The 14,942-nt window shown below is 33.0% G+C and carries 17 protein-coding genes and 1 tRNA gene; 15 read left to right on the top strand and 3 right to left on the bottom strand.

Going from position 1 to position 14,942, the window contains the following annotated elements:
- The first annotated feature begins 138 nt into the window (after positions 1-138).
- Together BXU01_RS07380 and BXU01_RS07385 are read left to right on the top strand one after the other, a co-directional pair.
- Positions 139-212 (top strand) — tRNA-Ile (locus BXU01_RS07380).
- 440 nt (positions 213-652) lie between these two features.
- A complete protein-coding gene (locus tag BXU01_RS07385) occupies positions 653-871 on the top strand; it encodes a hypothetical protein (RefSeq protein ID WP_083692578.1) in 219 nt (72 codons plus the stop codon).
- Between the two features lie 37 nt (positions 872-908).
- On the opposite strand, the gene BXU01_RS07390 is transcribed toward BXU01_RS07385, so the two are convergent.
- Positions 909-1,499, bottom strand: coding sequence for a riboflavin synthase (locus BXU01_RS07390; RefSeq protein ID WP_083692579.1), 591 nt, complete (start codon positions 1,497-1,499; stop codon positions 909-911).
- A gap of 57 nt (positions 1,500-1,556) precedes the next feature.
- Here BXU01_RS07390 and pdxA point away from each other — a divergent pair, with 57 nt between their 5' ends.
- The 13 genes from pdxA to BXU01_RS07455 all read left to right on the top strand — a co-directional run bounded on the left by pdxA (position 1,557) and on the right by BXU01_RS07455 (position 10,371).
- Positions 1,557-2,606, top strand: a complete 1,050-nt coding sequence (gene pdxA / locus BXU01_RS07395; protein ID WP_083692580.1) for a 4-hydroxythreonine-4-phosphate dehydrogenase PdxA — start codon at positions 1,557-1,559, stop codon at positions 2,604-2,606.
- Between the two features lie 106 nt (positions 2,607-2,712).
- Positions 2,713-3,264 (top strand): DUF177 domain-containing protein, encoded by a 552-nt coding sequence (locus BXU01_RS07400; RefSeq protein WP_083692581.1) that lies wholly within the window; start codon positions 2,713-2,715, stop codon positions 3,262-3,264.
- 9 nt (positions 3,265-3,273) lie between these two features.
- Entirely contained in the window at positions 3,274-3,468 is a 195-nt protein-coding gene (gene rpmF, locus BXU01_RS07405; protein ID WP_007137315.1) for a 50S ribosomal protein L32, read from the top strand.
- A 174-nt stretch (positions 3,469-3,642) separates the two neighbouring features.
- Positions 3,643-4,641: a beta-ketoacyl-ACP synthase III gene (locus BXU01_RS07410; protein WP_055093859.1), complete on the top strand. Its 999-nt coding sequence runs from the start codon at positions 3,643-3,645 to the stop codon at positions 4,639-4,641.
- Positions 4,642-4,664: 23 nt separating this feature from the next.
- On the top strand, positions 4,665-5,150 hold the full coding sequence (gene accB / locus BXU01_RS07415) for an acetyl-CoA carboxylase biotin carboxyl carrier protein (RefSeq protein ID WP_083692582.1): 486 nt from the start codon (positions 4,665-4,667) through the stop codon (positions 5,148-5,150).
- 107 nt (positions 5,151-5,257) lie between these two features.
- Positions 5,258-6,607, top strand: coding sequence for an acetyl-CoA carboxylase biotin carboxylase subunit (accC, locus tag BXU01_RS07420; RefSeq protein WP_083692583.1), 1,350 nt, complete (start codon positions 5,258-5,260; stop codon positions 6,605-6,607).
- Between the two features lie 301 nt (positions 6,608-6,908).
- A complete protein-coding gene (locus tag BXU01_RS07425) occupies positions 6,909-7,205 on the top strand; it encodes a hypothetical protein (protein WP_083692584.1) in 297 nt (98 codons plus the stop codon).
- A gap of 85 nt (positions 7,206-7,290) precedes the next feature.
- A complete protein-coding gene (locus BXU01_RS07430) occupies positions 7,291-7,587 on the top strand; it encodes a hypothetical protein (RefSeq protein ID WP_055093851.1) in 297 nt (98 codons plus the stop codon).
- A 29-nt stretch (positions 7,588-7,616) separates the two neighbouring features.
- Positions 7,617-7,907 carry a hypothetical protein gene (locus BXU01_RS07435; RefSeq protein ID WP_055093849.1) on the top strand — a complete coding sequence of 97 codons (291 nt, stop codon included), beginning with the start codon at positions 7,617-7,619 and terminating at the stop codon, positions 7,905-7,907.
- Between the two features lie 26 nt (positions 7,908-7,933).
- On the top strand, positions 7,934-8,230 hold the full coding sequence (locus tag BXU01_RS07440; RefSeq protein WP_083692585.1) for a PepSY-like domain-containing protein: 297 nt from the start codon (positions 7,934-7,936) through the stop codon (positions 8,228-8,230).
- A 44-nt stretch (positions 8,231-8,274) separates the two neighbouring features.
- Positions 8,275-8,583 (top strand): hypothetical protein, encoded by a 309-nt coding sequence (locus tag BXU01_RS07445; protein WP_083692586.1) that lies wholly within the window; start codon positions 8,275-8,277, stop codon positions 8,581-8,583.
- Positions 8,584-8,595: 12 nt separating this feature from the next.
- Positions 8,596-8,892, top strand: a complete 297-nt coding sequence (locus BXU01_RS07450) for a hypothetical protein (protein WP_083692587.1) — start codon at positions 8,596-8,598, stop codon at positions 8,890-8,892.
- A 129-nt stretch (positions 8,893-9,021) separates the two neighbouring features.
- Entirely contained in the window at positions 9,022-10,371 is a 1,350-nt protein-coding gene (locus tag BXU01_RS07455; protein ID WP_083692588.1) for a sigma-54 dependent transcriptional regulator, read from the top strand.
- On the opposite strand, the gene BXU01_RS07460 is transcribed toward BXU01_RS07455, so the two are convergent.
- Complete coding sequence (locus BXU01_RS07460) at positions 10,368-12,809, bottom strand: ATP-binding protein (RefSeq protein ID WP_083692589.1); 2,442 nt, start codon at positions 12,807-12,809, stop codon at positions 10,368-10,370. The two genes, BXU01_RS07455 and BXU01_RS07460, sit on opposite strands and share 4 nt — an antisense overlap.
- Before the next feature lie 174 nt (positions 12,810-12,983).
- Positions 12,984-14,885 (bottom strand): S9 family peptidase, encoded by a 1,902-nt coding sequence (locus BXU01_RS07465; RefSeq protein ID WP_083692590.1) that lies wholly within the window; start codon positions 14,883-14,885, stop codon positions 12,984-12,986.
- Between the last annotated feature and the right edge of the window lie 57 nt (positions 14,886-14,942).

Consider the following 14,942-nt stretch of genomic DNA (forward strand, 5'->3'; position numbering starts at 1 on the left):
GTTTAGACTATTTGAAATAAGGTGTTGAAAATCAATTGTGTTTTAAAAAGACTTACAATTATTTGAAATTAAATAGAAATCATATCCCAAAATATTTGGAGTGAATTAAAAATAGTAGTAATATTGCATCCTCAAACCGGTCCTATAGCTCAGCTGGTTAGAGCACCTGACTCATAATCAGGTGGTCCCTGGTTCGAGCCCAGGTGGGACCACAGTTTCAATCAAGCCTTTACAGCAGTGTAAAGGCTTTTTTATTAATTCTATTTTTAAGTTTTATTGAATCGAATTAAAGAGGTTTAATTAAGGTTTTTTGTGTCCTTGCGTTATGAAAATGTAAAATTAACAATCCATTATATTTTGATAAGGAAGTAATAATTTTTTTTGAGTAAATTCGTTTGTTGTAAATCCAAATTTTGAGTTTTTACGTAAATGAATTTAAATGATTTTAAAATAAATTATTTTTTTGGGTTTATTTCTTACGTCAAAAAAGAAAAGGAAGTTTTATTAAGTTTTTTTGATTTAAATCTTGTGTTTTTGCAAAAAACTTATACATTTGTCGAATAATTAAGTGTAAGCCCCTGTTTTTGTGCGAATTATATTAAATTAAATAAATTTAGCAACCTACCTTGCTGTATAGCAGCATGTTAAAATTATGAAGATAAAGACTATTTTTTTTGCGTTGTTTTTCACTTTGATTAATCTTACGGTTTTTGCTGCTGAACCACCTGTTCCAATGCAACCTATGGGTGTTCCTGTCAATCCTCCAACTAGTGATATAAATCAAGATATACTATTATTATTAGTGGCTGCCTTATTTTTAGGGTTTTACACGGTATATAATCATAATTTAAAAAGAAAAGCTTCAATGTAAATTGAAGCTTTTCTTTTTGTGAAATAGGTTTTGAATTTTATTTGTTGATAGAATAAAGTCTTGAGATGTATTTTCCAACAACATCAAATTCTAAGTTTATTTTTGTTCCAACTTCGAAATTTTTGAAATTAGTATTTTCAAAAGTATACGGAATAATCGAAACGCTAAATTCATTTGTTTTAGAGTTTACAACAGTAAGGCTAACCCCGTTAACGGTTATAGAACCTTTTTCGATCGTAATGTTGCTAAGGTTTTTATCATACTCAAAAGTATAATTCCAGCTTCCGTTTGCTTCTTCTATTTTAATGCAGGTTCCTGTTTGATCTACGTGACCTTGTACAATATGTCCGTCGAGACGATCGCCAAGTTTCATTCCTCTTTCCAGATTTACGATATCACCTTCTTTCCAGTCTCCAATATTTGTTTTTAAAATGGTTTCTTCGATAGCAGTTACGATGTAAAATGAATCTTTTATTGCTACAACCGTCAGGCATATTCCATTGTGCGATACGCTTTGATCTATTTTTAATTCGGTTGTAATTGAAGATTCTACTGTAACATGAAGATTGCTTTGGTCTTTCTTTATTTCGTGAATCCTTCCAAGGGTTTCTATAATTCCTGTAAACATTGTTGTTTTATTTTACTAAATTTGCACATCAAAATTAGTAATAAATAACCTGAGCTCATGAATAAAAAAGCAGAAAATATAATTGTTGGAATTTCAATAGGAGATTTAAACGGTATTGGAAGCGAAGTTATATTAAAAACATTCGAAGATTCTCGTATGTTAGAAATGTGTACACCGGTTATTTTTGCCAATGCCAAAATACTTTCATTTGTTAAAAAAAGCTTTACTTCTACAGTTCAATTCCATGGAGTTGATAAGTTAGATCAGGTTGTACCCGGAAAAGTAAATGTTTATAACCTCTGGAAAGAAGGTGTTGATATTAATTTAGGAACAAATGATGAGAAAATTGGTGAGTATGCCATTAAATCGTTTGTTGCAGCTACCAAAGCCTTAAAAGAAGATTTAATTGATATTTTGGTTACAGCACCAATTAACAAATACAATATCCAGTCAGAAGATTTTAAATTTCCCGGACATACTGATTATTTAGATCAGGAATTAGAAGGAAATGCACTGATGATGATGGTTCAGGATAATTTGAGAATTGGTTTGCTAACGGATCATGTTCCTTTAAGTGAAGTTTCTTCGCATTTGACTGAAGAATTAATTACAAGAAAGATCGAAACAATTAGAAAGTCTTTAATTCAGGATTTTAGTATTGTAAAGCCAAAGATTGCTGTTTTAGGATTAAATCCTCATGCTGGTGATGGTGGTGTAATAGGAAAAGAAGATGATCTGGTTTTGAAGCCTGCCCTAAAGAAAATATTCGATGCCGGAACTATGGTTTTTGGCCCTTTTCCTGCAGATGGCTTTTTTGGAAGTGGTCAATATGAGAAATATGATGCTATTGTGGCAACTTATCACGATCAGGGATTAATTCCTTTTAAGACACTATCTTTTGGAAAAGGAGTAAATTATACAGCAGGTTTAAATAAAGTCAGAACCTCGCCGGATCACGGTACAGCGTATGATATTGCTGGAAAAGACATGGCAGATTTTAATTCGTTTAAAGAGGCAATTTATCTTGCAATCGATATTTTTCACTCGCGTAATCAGTATGAGGAGATTAGTAAAAAACCTCTTAAAATAAAAGAAAAACAGTTATAAACAAAAAAAGGTGAATAAGATTATTAGTTTTATAATAATTTTATATCTTTGCACCCCAATTCAGGTATCTGATTTTTAGATTTGGGTTGGAGAAATTGATGTTGAAATGAGCAAAACAAAAGAATTTTTAATTCCTTTCATAGGGTTAAAGCTAGGAAAACACCATTTTGAGTATCAAATAAGTAACGCGTTCTTTGAGAACTTTGATTACGATGAATTTCAAAGTTCAGATATCAAAGTTGGTTTAGTTTTAGATAAGAAAAGCAACATGTTAGAGTTGGAATTCAAACACAAAGGAACCGTAAATGTGCCTTGTGATCTGACAGGCGAAGATTTTGATCTTCCTATAAAAGGGAAAATGAAATTAATTGTTCGCTTTGGAGATGAATTCAATAACGATAACGAAGAGTTGTTGATCCTGCCACACGGAGAGCATGAAATAGATGTTGCACAATACATTTATGAAATGATTGCACTTTCGGTACCGTTAAAACGAGTTCATCCAGGAGTAAAAGACGGAAGTTTGCAAACCGAAGCTTTGAAAAAATTAAATGAACTGACCGTAAAAGAAGTCAAAGAAGAGAAAAAAGAGAGTAAAAAAGAAGAAGATATTGACCCGCGTTGGGACAAATTAAAGCAACTATTAACGGATAAATAATATAGTAAAATGGCACATCCTAAGAGAAAAATCTCGAAAACAAGAAGAGATAAGAGAAGAACACATTATAAAGCTACTGTAGCTCAAATCGCTACATGTCCTATTACTGGAGAAGCACATTTATACCACAGAGCTTACTGGCATGAAGGTAAAATGTATTACAGAGGGCAAGTTGTTATCGATAAATCTGTAGCGGTTGCTTAATACGTTTTTGTAAATGATACTAGAACTCTCACATAGTGAGAGTTTTTTTTGTTGGTTATAATTTTCTGTTTTTAAGAAAATGCATACAAATTCATTTCGTTTTTTTTTGTAATTTTCAAGTCTTTTAAAAATTTTTCAGATACAGCCGTACCTGAAACGAAATAATAGAATATAATGAATACAATCACAGCCGCAATTACCGCTGTTGGAGCTTATGTTCCTGACTTCGTTCTTTCGAACAAAGTATTAGAAACAATGGTCGATACCAATGACGAATGGATCACTACCCGTACTGGAATTAAAGAAAGAAGGATCCTGAAAGATGCTGATAAAGGAACGTCGTTTCTTGCAATAAAAGCAGCACAAGATTTAATTGCGAAAGCAAATATTGATCCTTTAGAGATTGATATGATTATAATGGCAACAGCTACAGCGGATATGCCGGTAGCCTCTACAGGAGTTTATGTTGCTACAGAAATTGGAGCTACAAATGCATTTGCATACGATTTGCAAGCTGCCTGCTCAAGTTTTTTATACGGAATGTCAACTGCTGCAGCTTATGTGCAGTCAGGGCGATACAAAAAAGTACTGTTAATTGGGGCAGATAAAATGTCATCAATTGTAGATTATAAAGACAGAGCAACTTGTATTATTTTTGGAGATGGAGCGGGAGCCGTTTTGTTCGAACCAAATTATGAAGGCTTAGGCTTACAAGATGAATACTTACGAAGCGATGGTGTAGGACGCGATTTTCTTAAAATTCCTGCCGGAGGTTCTCTAATACCAACTACTTTAGAAACCGTTCAAAACAATCAACACAATATTATTCAGGACGGAAAAACCGTTTTTAAATATGCCGTAACAAATATGGCTGACGCGAGTGAATTGATTCTGAAAAGAAACAATTTAACTAACGAAGATGTTAACTGGTTGGTGCCGCATCAGGCAAACAAACGTATTATAGATGCTACTGCAAGCAGAATGAATCTTGAAGAATCAAAAGTATTGATGAATATCGAAAGATATGGTAATACAACTTCGGCTACTTTGCCATTGGTATTAAGCGATTTTGAACACCAGTTCAAAAAAGGAGATAATATTATTTTTGCCGCTTTTGGTGGTGGATTCACTTGGGGATCTATTTACCTAAAATGGGCTTACGATAAGAAATAAATTAAAACTAAAAACAAATCATTATGGATTTAAAAGAAATTCAAAACCTAATCAAATTTGTAGCAAATTCGGGAGTTGCAGAGGTAAAGTTAGAAATGGATGATGTAAAAATCACTATTAGAACAACTTTAGAAGGAAATGTAACTGAAACTACTTATGTACAACAATTGCCTGCTCAGGCTGCATTGCCACAAGCAGTTGCTCCTCAACAAGCTCCAGCGGTTGTAAACGTGACTAGTGAAGCATCTGTTCAAGCAGAAGATTCTAAATTCATTACTATTAAATCTCCAATTATTGGAACTTTCTATAGAAAACCATCTCCGGATAAACCAGTATTTACTGAAGTTGGAAGTACTATTTCTAAAGGTGATGTTCTTTGTGTAATTGAAGCAATGAAATTATTTAACGAAATCGAATCAGAAGTTTCAGGTAAAATTGTAAAAATTCTTGTAGACGATATGTCTCCTGTAGAATTTGACCAACCTTTATTCTTAGTTGATCCATCATAAATAAATTTAGATTTTAGATTTTAGATTTTAGAAGGATTCACAATAGTTTTGTTAATCATCTAAAATTATCTAATTATCAAATTGTCTAATTATCTAATTAAAATAAGATGTTTAAAAAAATATTAATTGCGAATAGAGGGGAAATTGCACTTCGTGTAATTCGTACATGTAAAGAAATGGGGATCAAAACTGTAGCAGTTTACTCTACAGCCGATGCAGAAAGTCTACATGTTAAGTTTGCTGACGAAGCGGTTTGTATTGGTCCTCCTCCAAGTAACTTATCGTATTTGAAAATGTCAAATATTATTGCCGCTGCAGAAATTACAAATGCAGATGCAATTCATCCAGGTTATGGATTTCTTTCTGAGAATGCTAAATTCTCAAAAATTTGTCAGGAACACGGAATCAAATTTATTGGTGCCGCTCCTGAAATGATCGATAAAATGGGAGATAAAGCTTCTGCAAAAGCTACAATGAAAGCAGCAGGAGTTCCATGTGTACCAGGTTCTGACGGATTATTAGAGTCTTTCGAACAAACACAAAAATTAGCTAAAGAATTTGGTTACCCGGTTATGCTTAAAGCAACTGCCGGTGGTGGTGGAAAAGGAATGCGTGCCGTTTGGAAAGAAGATGAATTATTGAAAGCATGGGAAAGTGCACGTCAGGAAGCAGCTGCAGCATTTGGAAATGACGGAATGTACATGGAGAAACTTATCGAAGAACCACGTCATATCGAAATTCAGGTTGTTGGAGATTCATACGGAAAAGCATGTCACCTTTCTGAAAGAGATTGTTCTGTACAACGTCGTCACCAAAAACTAACTGAAGAAACACCTTCGCCTTTCATGACTGACGAATTGCGTGCTGCAATGGGAGAAGCTGCTGTAAAAGCTGCGGAATTCATTAAATACGAAGGAGCCGGAACTGTAGAATTTTTAGTGGACAAACACAGAAATTTCTACTTCATGGAAATGAATACCCGTATTCAGGTAGAGCACCCAATTACAGAACAAGTAATTGATTACGATTTAATTCGTGAGCAAATTATGGTTGCAGCCGGAATTCCAATTTCAGGCAGAAACTATTTACCGGAATTACACGCTATCGAATGTCGTATTAATGCTGAAGATCCTTATAACGATTTTCGCCCTTCACCAGGAAAAATTACTACACTTCATATGCCGGGAGGTCACGGAGTTCGTTTAGATACTCACGTTTATTCCGGATATACGATTCCGCCAAATTACGATTCAATGATTGCTAAGTTAATTACAACTGCTCAATCTCGTGAAGAAGCAATTAGCAAAATGCGAAGAGCTCTTGATGAATTCGTTATTGAAGGAGTTAAAACTACAATACCTTTTCATAGACAATTAATGGATGATCCAAGATATATTGCAGGAGACTATACAACTGCTTTTATGGATACATTTAAAATGAAACCTATAGAGGAATAATATAAAGGCTGTCAATTTAGACAGCCTTTTTTTATTTACAAAATTATATATCAAACCCGACAGGTTTTAAAACCTGTCGGGTTTTGTTGTTAAATACGTTAGGTAAACACTATTTGTGTATACTTTTTACACAGTATTTCATAAAATTATACACTTTTTATAATCTTGTTTTTTGGCATAGCCTGCTTAAAGTCTTTAATAATAAGGATTTACGCGGTTGAAGAGTGAATGTTTTAGTTGCGGCACAATTATTTCATTATCTAAAGCGTAAACAACTAGTAATAATTAAAATATACACATTATGAAAAATTTATTCTTATCAGCCGCAATTGTATTAGGAAGTTTAACTTCATTCGCTTCAACATCTCCTATTACAAATACAATCGTTAAAACGATTTCTATTGAAGATGAATATACAGAAATTAAATTAGAAGAATTACCAGCTCCAATTGCTGAATCTTTGAAAAAAGCATATCCGGATGCAGTAATTACTAAAGCGTATAAAAACGAAAAATCAGAATACAAATTAGATGTTACCGTGGGTGACAAAGTAGGGAATCTTTTTGCTAACGCAGACGGAACCTGGATCAAAAAATAATCACGCTAAATTTTAGATGCTCATCTCATGCAGATTCAAATTAGCAATACTAAAATAAAATTAACAACATTAAAATATAACTATTATGAAAAATCTATTTTTATCAGCCGCAATCGTTTTGGGAGGTTTAACATCATTTGCTTCAACTTCTCCAATTACAAATTCAATCGTAAAAACAATTTCAATTCAGGACGAATACACTGAAATTAAATTAGAAGAAGTACCAGCTGCAGTTACAGAAGCTCTTAAAAAAGCATATCCGGATGCAGTACTTTCAAAAGCATACAAAAATGCAAAATCAGAGTATAAACTAGACGTTACAGTAGGTGACAAAGTAGGATCTCTTTTTGCTAATGCAGATGGAACCTGGATTAAAAAATAATTAAAACTAAACCGTAAAAAACTATCACTATGAAAAAGTTAATCTTATCGGCAGCTATCCTGTTAGGAGGGTTGTCAATGCAAGCAGGGAATGTAGCCGTGACAAGTTCAATGGTTCAATCAGTAAACATTCAGGACGAATATAAAGAAGTTGATGCTGTTCCGGCAGCTATCAAAACATCATTAGACAATGCATATCCAGGTGTGAAATTGGATAAAGCATATGTAAATGACAAAAAAGAGTATAAAATAGAAGTAACTGTAAGAGGAGAAAAATCTATTGTTTATACAGATGCTTCTGGTAACATTATTAAAAAATAATTTATTAACCCATAAAAACTAATATTATGAAAAAGTTAATCTTATCAGCAGCAATCATTTTAGGAGGTTTGTCAGTTCAGGCAGCTAATCCTGTAGTAAAAGCTTCAGTGACTCAGTCAGTGATGGTTCAGGATGAATTTACTGAAATTGGTACAGATGCTGTTCCGGCAGCTGTAAAATCAACTGTCGAAAAATCTTTTCCGAAAACAAAGCTTGAAAAAGCCTATAAAAACGAAAAGAATGAGTACAAGTTAGAGATTTCTAGTGGTGAAAAAAAGTATACAGTTTATACTGATGCTTCAGGAAATATTATAAAAAAATAATCCCTAATTTTATCAGCTAATTATTAATTAAAAATTCAAACATTATGAAAAAATTAATTCTGTCAGCTGTAATTGTTTTAGGAAGTTTATTTATGAATGCAGAAGCTGCAATATCAAAAAAATCAAATTTGGATGTTGTTACATTTCAAGATGGTTTTAAAGAAATTAAAGCTGAGGCTCTTCCTGTAGAAGTAAAAGCTACACTAGAAAAATCTTTTCCTGGTTCTAAACTGGTAAAGGCATACGTGAATTCAAAAAAGCAGTATAAATTAGAAATTAATTCTGCCGGAGATGATAATGACAAACGTTTTGTTTTTACCGACAGTAAAGGCGTTATCGCCGAGAAATATTAAAAAGATCGCAATATGAAAAAGTTAATTCTTTCAGCAGTATTAGTTTTAGGAAGTTTATCTACTTACGCAAGTGAGGAGATAACTCCGCAAGAAACTAAGACGGTTGTTGCTGCTCAGGCAGAATACACAGAGGTGAGTGCAGAAGCTGTACCGCCGGCTGTAAAAACCGCACTGCAAACTGCTTATCCAGGAGCAAAACTGGACAAAGCATTTGTAAATGAAAAAAAAGAGTATAAACTCGAAATATCGGTTGGCGACCAAAAGGCTACTGTTTTTTCAGATGTCAATGGCAACTGGTTAAAGATATAAATTAGGTGAATTTAGATTTATGTTTTTGGTGAAAAAGAGATTGCGATACGCAATCTCTTTTTTTTTGCATAATTTTGTGAAAAGACAATTTTAATAGTCTTATTTTAGCAAAAAAGTCCCTAAAAACAAATGCCAAAGATATTACTCATAGAAGATGATATTTCGTTTTGCAAATTATTAGAAAAGTTTCTGGTAAAAAAAGCATACGAGGTAACAATAGCTTTCTCTGCTGCGGAAGCAAGATTAGCAATCAAAAAAGAATCTTTCGATTTAATTTTGACTGATCTTCGTTTGCCGGACTCTGATGGTATTGGATTAATGACTGAATTTAAAACTGCATATCCTGAAATTCCCGTTATCCTTATGACAGGATATTCAGATGTAAATACGGCTGTAAAAGCTATTAAAAATGGGGCAGCAGATTATATTTCGAAACCTTTTAATCCTGATGAGGTTTTATTGGTTATTACAAATGCCTTAAAAATTTCAGAAACAGAAGAAGCTCCCGTTAAGGAAAAAAAATCTGTAAAGAAAACAGCAAATCCTAATACTGAAAATGAGTTTGTAAAAGGAATTTCTGTAGCTTCAAAAAAATTATTGGATCACATTCATTTGGTAAGCCCAACTGATATGTCTGTTTTAATAATTGGAGAAAGCGGAACCGGAAAAGAAATTATTGCAAAAAGTATTCATCAGCAAAGTTTAAGAAAAAACAATAATTTTATTGCAGTCGATTGTGGAGCTATTCCTAAAGAATTGGCAGCAAGTGAATTCTTCGGACATTTAAAAGGATCCTTTACAGGAGCAATTAGCGATAAAATGGGCTATTTTGAAGCCGCAAATGGCGGAACTCTTTTTTTAGATGAAATAGGAAATCTATCCTACGAAAATCAAATACAGTTATTAAGAGCACTTCAGGAACGTAAAATAAAGCCTGTTGGAAGCAATAAAGAAATTAATGTCGATATACGCATCATTACTGCAACAAACGAAGATTTACGCGAAGCGGTTAAAAACGGTGATTTCAGAGAAGATTTATACCATAGAATTAATGAATTTTCGATTCAGTCTCCATCATTAAAAGACAGAGACGAAGATTTAATGGTTTTTGCAGATTATTTTCTTGAAAAAGCCAATCAGCAATTGAATAAAGATATCATAGGATTTTCGCCGGAAGTCGTTACTATATTTCAAAATTACAATTGGCCGGGAAATTTACGTGAATTACAAAATTGTGTCAAACGTGCTACACTTTTAACTCAGGGAGATTTTATAAAAAGTGATGTTTTGCCTGTTGAATTTTTCCAGGTTCAGAAACAACAAGCCAGTAGTGGGAATTTCTCTTTATCTGAAAACGAGAAAGAAGCTATTATTCATGCCTTGTCAAAAGCACAGAATAACAAATCTGAAGCAGCAAAACTACTGAAAATTACCCGCAAAACACTTTACAATAAATTGAAACAATACAATATAGATTAAGCAATTTCTTTGCTTAAAGCTGTAAAAAGCAAATCTGTTTTTGATTGTAAAACTTTAAAAATATCTTTTAAATCAGAAGTGTCCAGGTTTTTATTTTCTAAAACCTTTAAAATTTCTCCAATTTCGCGCGCCTGAATTTGTTTGAACATGGGCGCAATTCGATGCGCAATAGAATTTATCTCTACAGTATTCTTATCTGATATTGCATTTTCAAGTAAAGTCAGATTTTCGGTACTGCTTTCTATAAATGATTTTAAAACTTCATGAAGCGCATCATTATCATTACCTAAAAACTCTTTTAAAGTTTCAACAGAATATAATTTAGTACTTGCCTGTTCTTCATTTTCATTAATAGCAACATTGGGTAACGTGTCATTTTCTAAAATAAGATGAATCGTTTCCAGTAATATTTTAGGCGAATACGGTTTTTGTATTACCGTTGTAAAACCAGCTTCGTTATAAACCGCGGCATCAAGATCTGTTCTGCCGGTTAAAGCAATTACAGGTTGATTTTTATAACTGGAATATCCGGAATCTTTTAATTTTTTAAGGAACATAAAACCATCCATTTCCGGCATTTGTATATCTGTAATTACAAAGTCGAAGTTCGTGTTCTGAATCGCTTCTAATGCTTTTATAGCACTATTAAAGGATAAAACCTGATGTTGTTCCTGTCTTAAAACACCGCTTGTGAGGTTCAAAAGATTAATATCGTCGTCTAAAACAATAAAAGTTTGCTTTTTGGTATTTCGAATTACAGGTTTGGTTACTTCAGCAACGACACTTGGACTATTATCAAATTGCAACGGCAACTGGATCTCAAAAGTACTTCCTTTCCCGAACGTACTTTCCAGTTTTAAATCTCCGCCTAAAATCGAAATTATTTTCTGGCAAATCGATAAACCTAAACCAGTTCCGCCATATTTTTTTTCAATGTTTTCATTCGCCTGAGCAAATTCTTCAAATACTAATTTTTGATTTCCTTTCTCAATTCCAATTCCTGAATCCTGAATTGCAATAATATAGCTGTCATCCTCATCTGTTGTATAAGCGCTGATTTTTATAAAACCTTCTTCGGTAAATTTATACGCATTTCCTATAATGTTGCTCAGGATTTGTTTGAGTCGAAAAGGATCACCAACTATTTTTGTATTCAGTTTTTCATCTACATTAATAATCAGATCAATGTCTTTTTGTTTGTAAACGGTCTGAATGCTTTTAGCAACTCCATCAATAATTTCCGGTAATAAAAACGGAACTTTTTCAATCGTGATTTTTCCGGCTTCAATTTTAGAAAAGTCTAATAAATCCTGTACTAATTGCGTGATATATTCAGATGAATTTTTGATGTTTTTGATAAAATAAGACTGTTTTGTATTGACATCAGAATTGCCTAAAAGCTCAGAATAACCCACAATTGTACTCAAAGGTGTTTTTAAATCGTGACTTACTGTCGAGATTAATTGTTCGCGGCTTTTAAGTAAGTTCTTAGTTTTGAAATTGGCAATTTCCAGCTGTTTTTTATACACTTGAGATTTTGAGTAATCACTCACAATTAAAATCGAGAAAAACAACGTAAGAACCAAACCAATAATAGCTGAAGCCGTTACGATCTCGTTGACTTTTTTAAGCGATTTTTCTTTAAGCGAATTGTTTTTTATCGAATTGATGATAATTTCTCTTTCGATAATTCGAAGTACTTTACGAAGTTGATCAGAAATGGCAATTTCATTTTTCAGCAATTTATTCTCTTCAAAGTTCAGGGATTCTTTTTTCTTTTCGGCCTTTAGTTTTACATTGCTCAAAAGCTTCTTTGAATTTGCCAAGATAGAATCCGAAGCTTTTTTACTTAATGTATTTGTGCTGTCGTCCGGAATATTCTGATTGAGATAATCAACATACTTTTGAAGTACATTTCGCTGATAACTGCCCAATTGATTTGGATTTTTGTTAAAATCCTGAAGTTCTAATTTCCTAAGTTTAAACTCCATTTTAGTGATTTCATCAATAGCAGTATTGACAGAAACTTCATCGTCGGCTTTATTTTTTATGGTTTTTAATTGTCTGATATTCTTCGTTTTTTCAGACAATAAATACGTAACACTATCCAGTAATGTTTTTTGATATTGTGTAGTAACGATTTGTTTTAGAGTATCGATTCTTGATTTTAGAGAATCGGTTTCTATAATATAACTTTTAAAATCTGCTTCAGAGTTGGTCTGGATTGTTTTTCTTGCTAAGCTTTCGGTTTTATACACATTCGAAAATAATTTACTAACCCTGAGGATCTTAGTTTTTTCGAATGCAATTTTATCTTCTAATTTATTATAAACCACATTTTCAGAATATAAAAACCATCCCACAGTAACGACCAAAGCCAGCAATGCAACATAACTGAAAAGTACTTTAATAGGCATGTAACTTTTTTTACTCTCCATAAGTGGTGTGGGGATTTTTAAGGTTTTATACTTTGAAACTCCTGCAATTTATTCAAAATTTCTGTTTTAGAAATATAAATAAGTGCTAATGTTTTATATAATTAGAAGTTCTGAAAAACAAAATAGCCGTAGATTATGTAAAATCTACGGCTATTTTTATCAGTTTATTATCGATTAAAGTGTCTCGTCTAACCATTTAAAAAATTCACCTTGCCAAACCTGAGCATTTTGTGGTTTTAAAACCCAATGATTTTCATCCGGAAAATAAACGAATCTACTTTTGATTCCTCTTAATTGAGCAGCCTGAAAAGCTTCTTGTCCTTGACCAATTGGTACACGGAAATCTTTTCCTCCCTGAAAAATCAAGATAGGTTTATTCCAGTTTTGAACTAAAGTTGCAGGGTTAAAAGTTGTGTATGCTTTTTGAGCTACAGCATTATCTTTTTCCCAATAAGCACCACCAAAATCCCAGTTATTAAAGAAAACCTCTTCAGTAGTTCCTAACATACTTACCGTGTTGAAAACGCCATCATGCGCGATAAAAGTCTTGAAACGGTTTTTATGGATTCCAGCTAAATAAAACACAGAATATCCTCCGTAACTTGCACCAACACAACCTAAACGAGATTTGTCTACATAACTTTCCTTAGATACATCATCAATTGCAGATAAGTAATCGTCCATAACTTGTCCGCCCCAATCTTTACTGATTTTCTCATTCCATTCTACACCATGTCCAGGCATTCCGCGACGGTTTGGCGCTACAACCACATAACCTTTTGCAGCCATTAATTGAAAATTCCAACGGAAAGAATACGATTGTGTCAACGGAGACTGAGGTCCTCCCTGACAGAATAATAAAGTCGGGTATTTTTTTGAAGCATCAAAATTTGGAGGTAAAATTACCCAAACCAACATTTTTTTACCGTCTGTAGTTGTTACATAACGTTTCTCCGTTTTACTAATTGCCAATGTTTTATACGTTTCAGTATTTACATTAGTCAATTGTTTCCAGCTATTTTTCTTTAAGTTAAAAGAATAAACTTCCGGAGCGTGATTCATATCATTTCTCGTTACAATAATATCATCGCTTGCAAAACCAACTAAATCATTTACATCAAAATCTCCATTCGTTAACTGACGAACTGTAATTGCAATTCTGGTTAATCCCGGAAAGTTTACAGTAAAAATTTGTTTTGTACCATCAACCGGTGCTACAAAAAATACATTTTTACCATCTTTACTCCAGATAAAATTATCAACGGTTCCGTCCCAATTTGCTGTTAAGTTGGTTTTGATTCCTTTAAAATCAACAATAATATCATTTTTATCAGACTCATAACCGTCACGTTTCATTTGCAGCCACGTTAAGTTTCCTGTTGGAGAAAATTGCGGAGCTGTATCGTAACCTAAATTACCTTCGGTTCTGTTTGTTGTTTTTTGAGTTTCAAGATTGTACTCAAAAATATCTGTATTGGTAGAAGTTGCATATTGTGTTCCGGCTTTTTTCTTGCATACATATATAATGCTTTTTCCGTCAGGAGACCAGATATAATCTTCGTCGCCACCAAAAGGTTTTTGAGGAGAATCGAAATTTTCACCTTTCAAAATGTCAATTCCGGTTGCGCCGTCTTTATTTTCTTTATAAAAAACGTGGTTAAATTTACCTTCATTCCAGGTATCCCAATGACGATAATCTAAACCATCATAAATTTGAGCATCAGACTTGTCCAGTTTTGGATAAAAATCTTTACCTAAAACCTTGTCTAATTTTACCTCTTCGTTATAAACTAAAAATTTTCCGTCAGGCGAAATATTTTTATCGGCCAAAACTTCTTTTGTGTCTTTGATTTCAGTTGCATTACCACCATTTACAGGGATAATATAAAATTTAGAAGAAGACTTGTTTTCCTCAATTGAAGGAGTTGAAACCTTAAAAACAACATTTTTCGCATCTTTTGAAAGTCCAAGAGCACTCACTCTTCCTAATTTCCATAACAACTCTGGCGACATTACATTTTGTCCGATAGCGTTTAAACTCATCATTATTAAGGTTGTAAATAATACTTTTTTCATAATATAATTCTAATATTCGTGGGCCTAAAAGTACAAATATATTTTAGCACTAAATGT

It is taken from the genome of [Flexibacter] sp. ATCC 35103 (assembly GCF_001975985.1).
In the GTDB taxonomy this organism is placed as follows: Bacteria; Bacteroidota; Bacteroidia; order Flavobacteriales; family Flavobacteriaceae; genus Flavobacterium.

Coding starts and splice junctions, on each gene's coding strand:
- BXU01_RS07460 (WP_083692589.1), bottom strand. CDS start 12,809: ATGGAGAGTAAAAAAAGTTACATGCCTATTAAAGTACTTTTCAGTTAT.
- BXU01_RS07455 (WP_083692588.1), top strand. CDS start 9,022: ATGCCAAAGATATTACTCATAGAAGATGATATTTCGTTTTGCAAATTA.
- rpmF (WP_007137315.1), top strand. CDS start 3,274: ATGGCACATCCTAAGAGAAAAATCTCGAAAACAAGAAGAGATAAGAGA.
- BXU01_RS07445 (WP_083692586.1), top strand. CDS start 8,275: ATGAAAAAATTAATTCTGTCAGCTGTAATTGTTTTAGGAAGTTTATTT.
- BXU01_RS07425 (WP_083692584.1), top strand. CDS start 6,909: ATGAAAAATTTATTCTTATCAGCCGCAATTGTATTAGGAAGTTTAACT.
- BXU01_RS07465 (WP_083692590.1), bottom strand. CDS start 14,885: ATGAAAAAAGTATTATTTACAACCTTAATAATGATGAGTTTAAACGCT.
- BXU01_RS07435 (WP_055093849.1), top strand. CDS start 7,617: ATGAAAAAGTTAATCTTATCGGCAGCTATCCTGTTAGGAGGGTTGTCA.
- BXU01_RS07390 (WP_083692579.1), bottom strand. CDS start 1,499: ATGTTTACAGGAATTATAGAAACCCTTGGAAGGATTCACGAAATAAAG.
- BXU01_RS07440 (WP_083692585.1), top strand. CDS start 7,934: ATGAAAAAGTTAATCTTATCAGCAGCAATCATTTTAGGAGGTTTGTCA.
- accB (WP_083692582.1), top strand. CDS start 4,665: ATGGATTTAAAAGAAATTCAAAACCTAATCAAATTTGTAGCAAATTCG.
- BXU01_RS07430 (WP_055093851.1), top strand. CDS start 7,291: ATGAAAAATCTATTTTTATCAGCCGCAATCGTTTTGGGAGGTTTAACA.
- pdxA (WP_083692580.1), top strand. CDS start 1,557: ATGAATAAAAAAGCAGAAAATATAATTGTTGGAATTTCAATAGGAGAT.
- accC (WP_083692583.1), top strand. CDS start 5,258: ATGTTTAAAAAAATATTAATTGCGAATAGAGGGGAAATTGCACTTCGT.
- BXU01_RS07400 (WP_083692581.1), top strand. CDS start 2,713: ATGAGCAAAACAAAAGAATTTTTAATTCCTTTCATAGGGTTAAAGCTA.
- BXU01_RS07385 (WP_083692578.1), top strand. CDS start 653: ATGAAGATAAAGACTATTTTTTTTGCGTTGTTTTTCACTTTGATTAAT.
- BXU01_RS07450 (WP_083692587.1), top strand. CDS start 8,596: ATGAAAAAGTTAATTCTTTCAGCAGTATTAGTTTTAGGAAGTTTATCT.
- BXU01_RS07410 (WP_055093859.1), top strand. CDS start 3,643: ATGAATACAATCACAGCCGCAATTACCGCTGTTGGAGCTTATGTTCCT.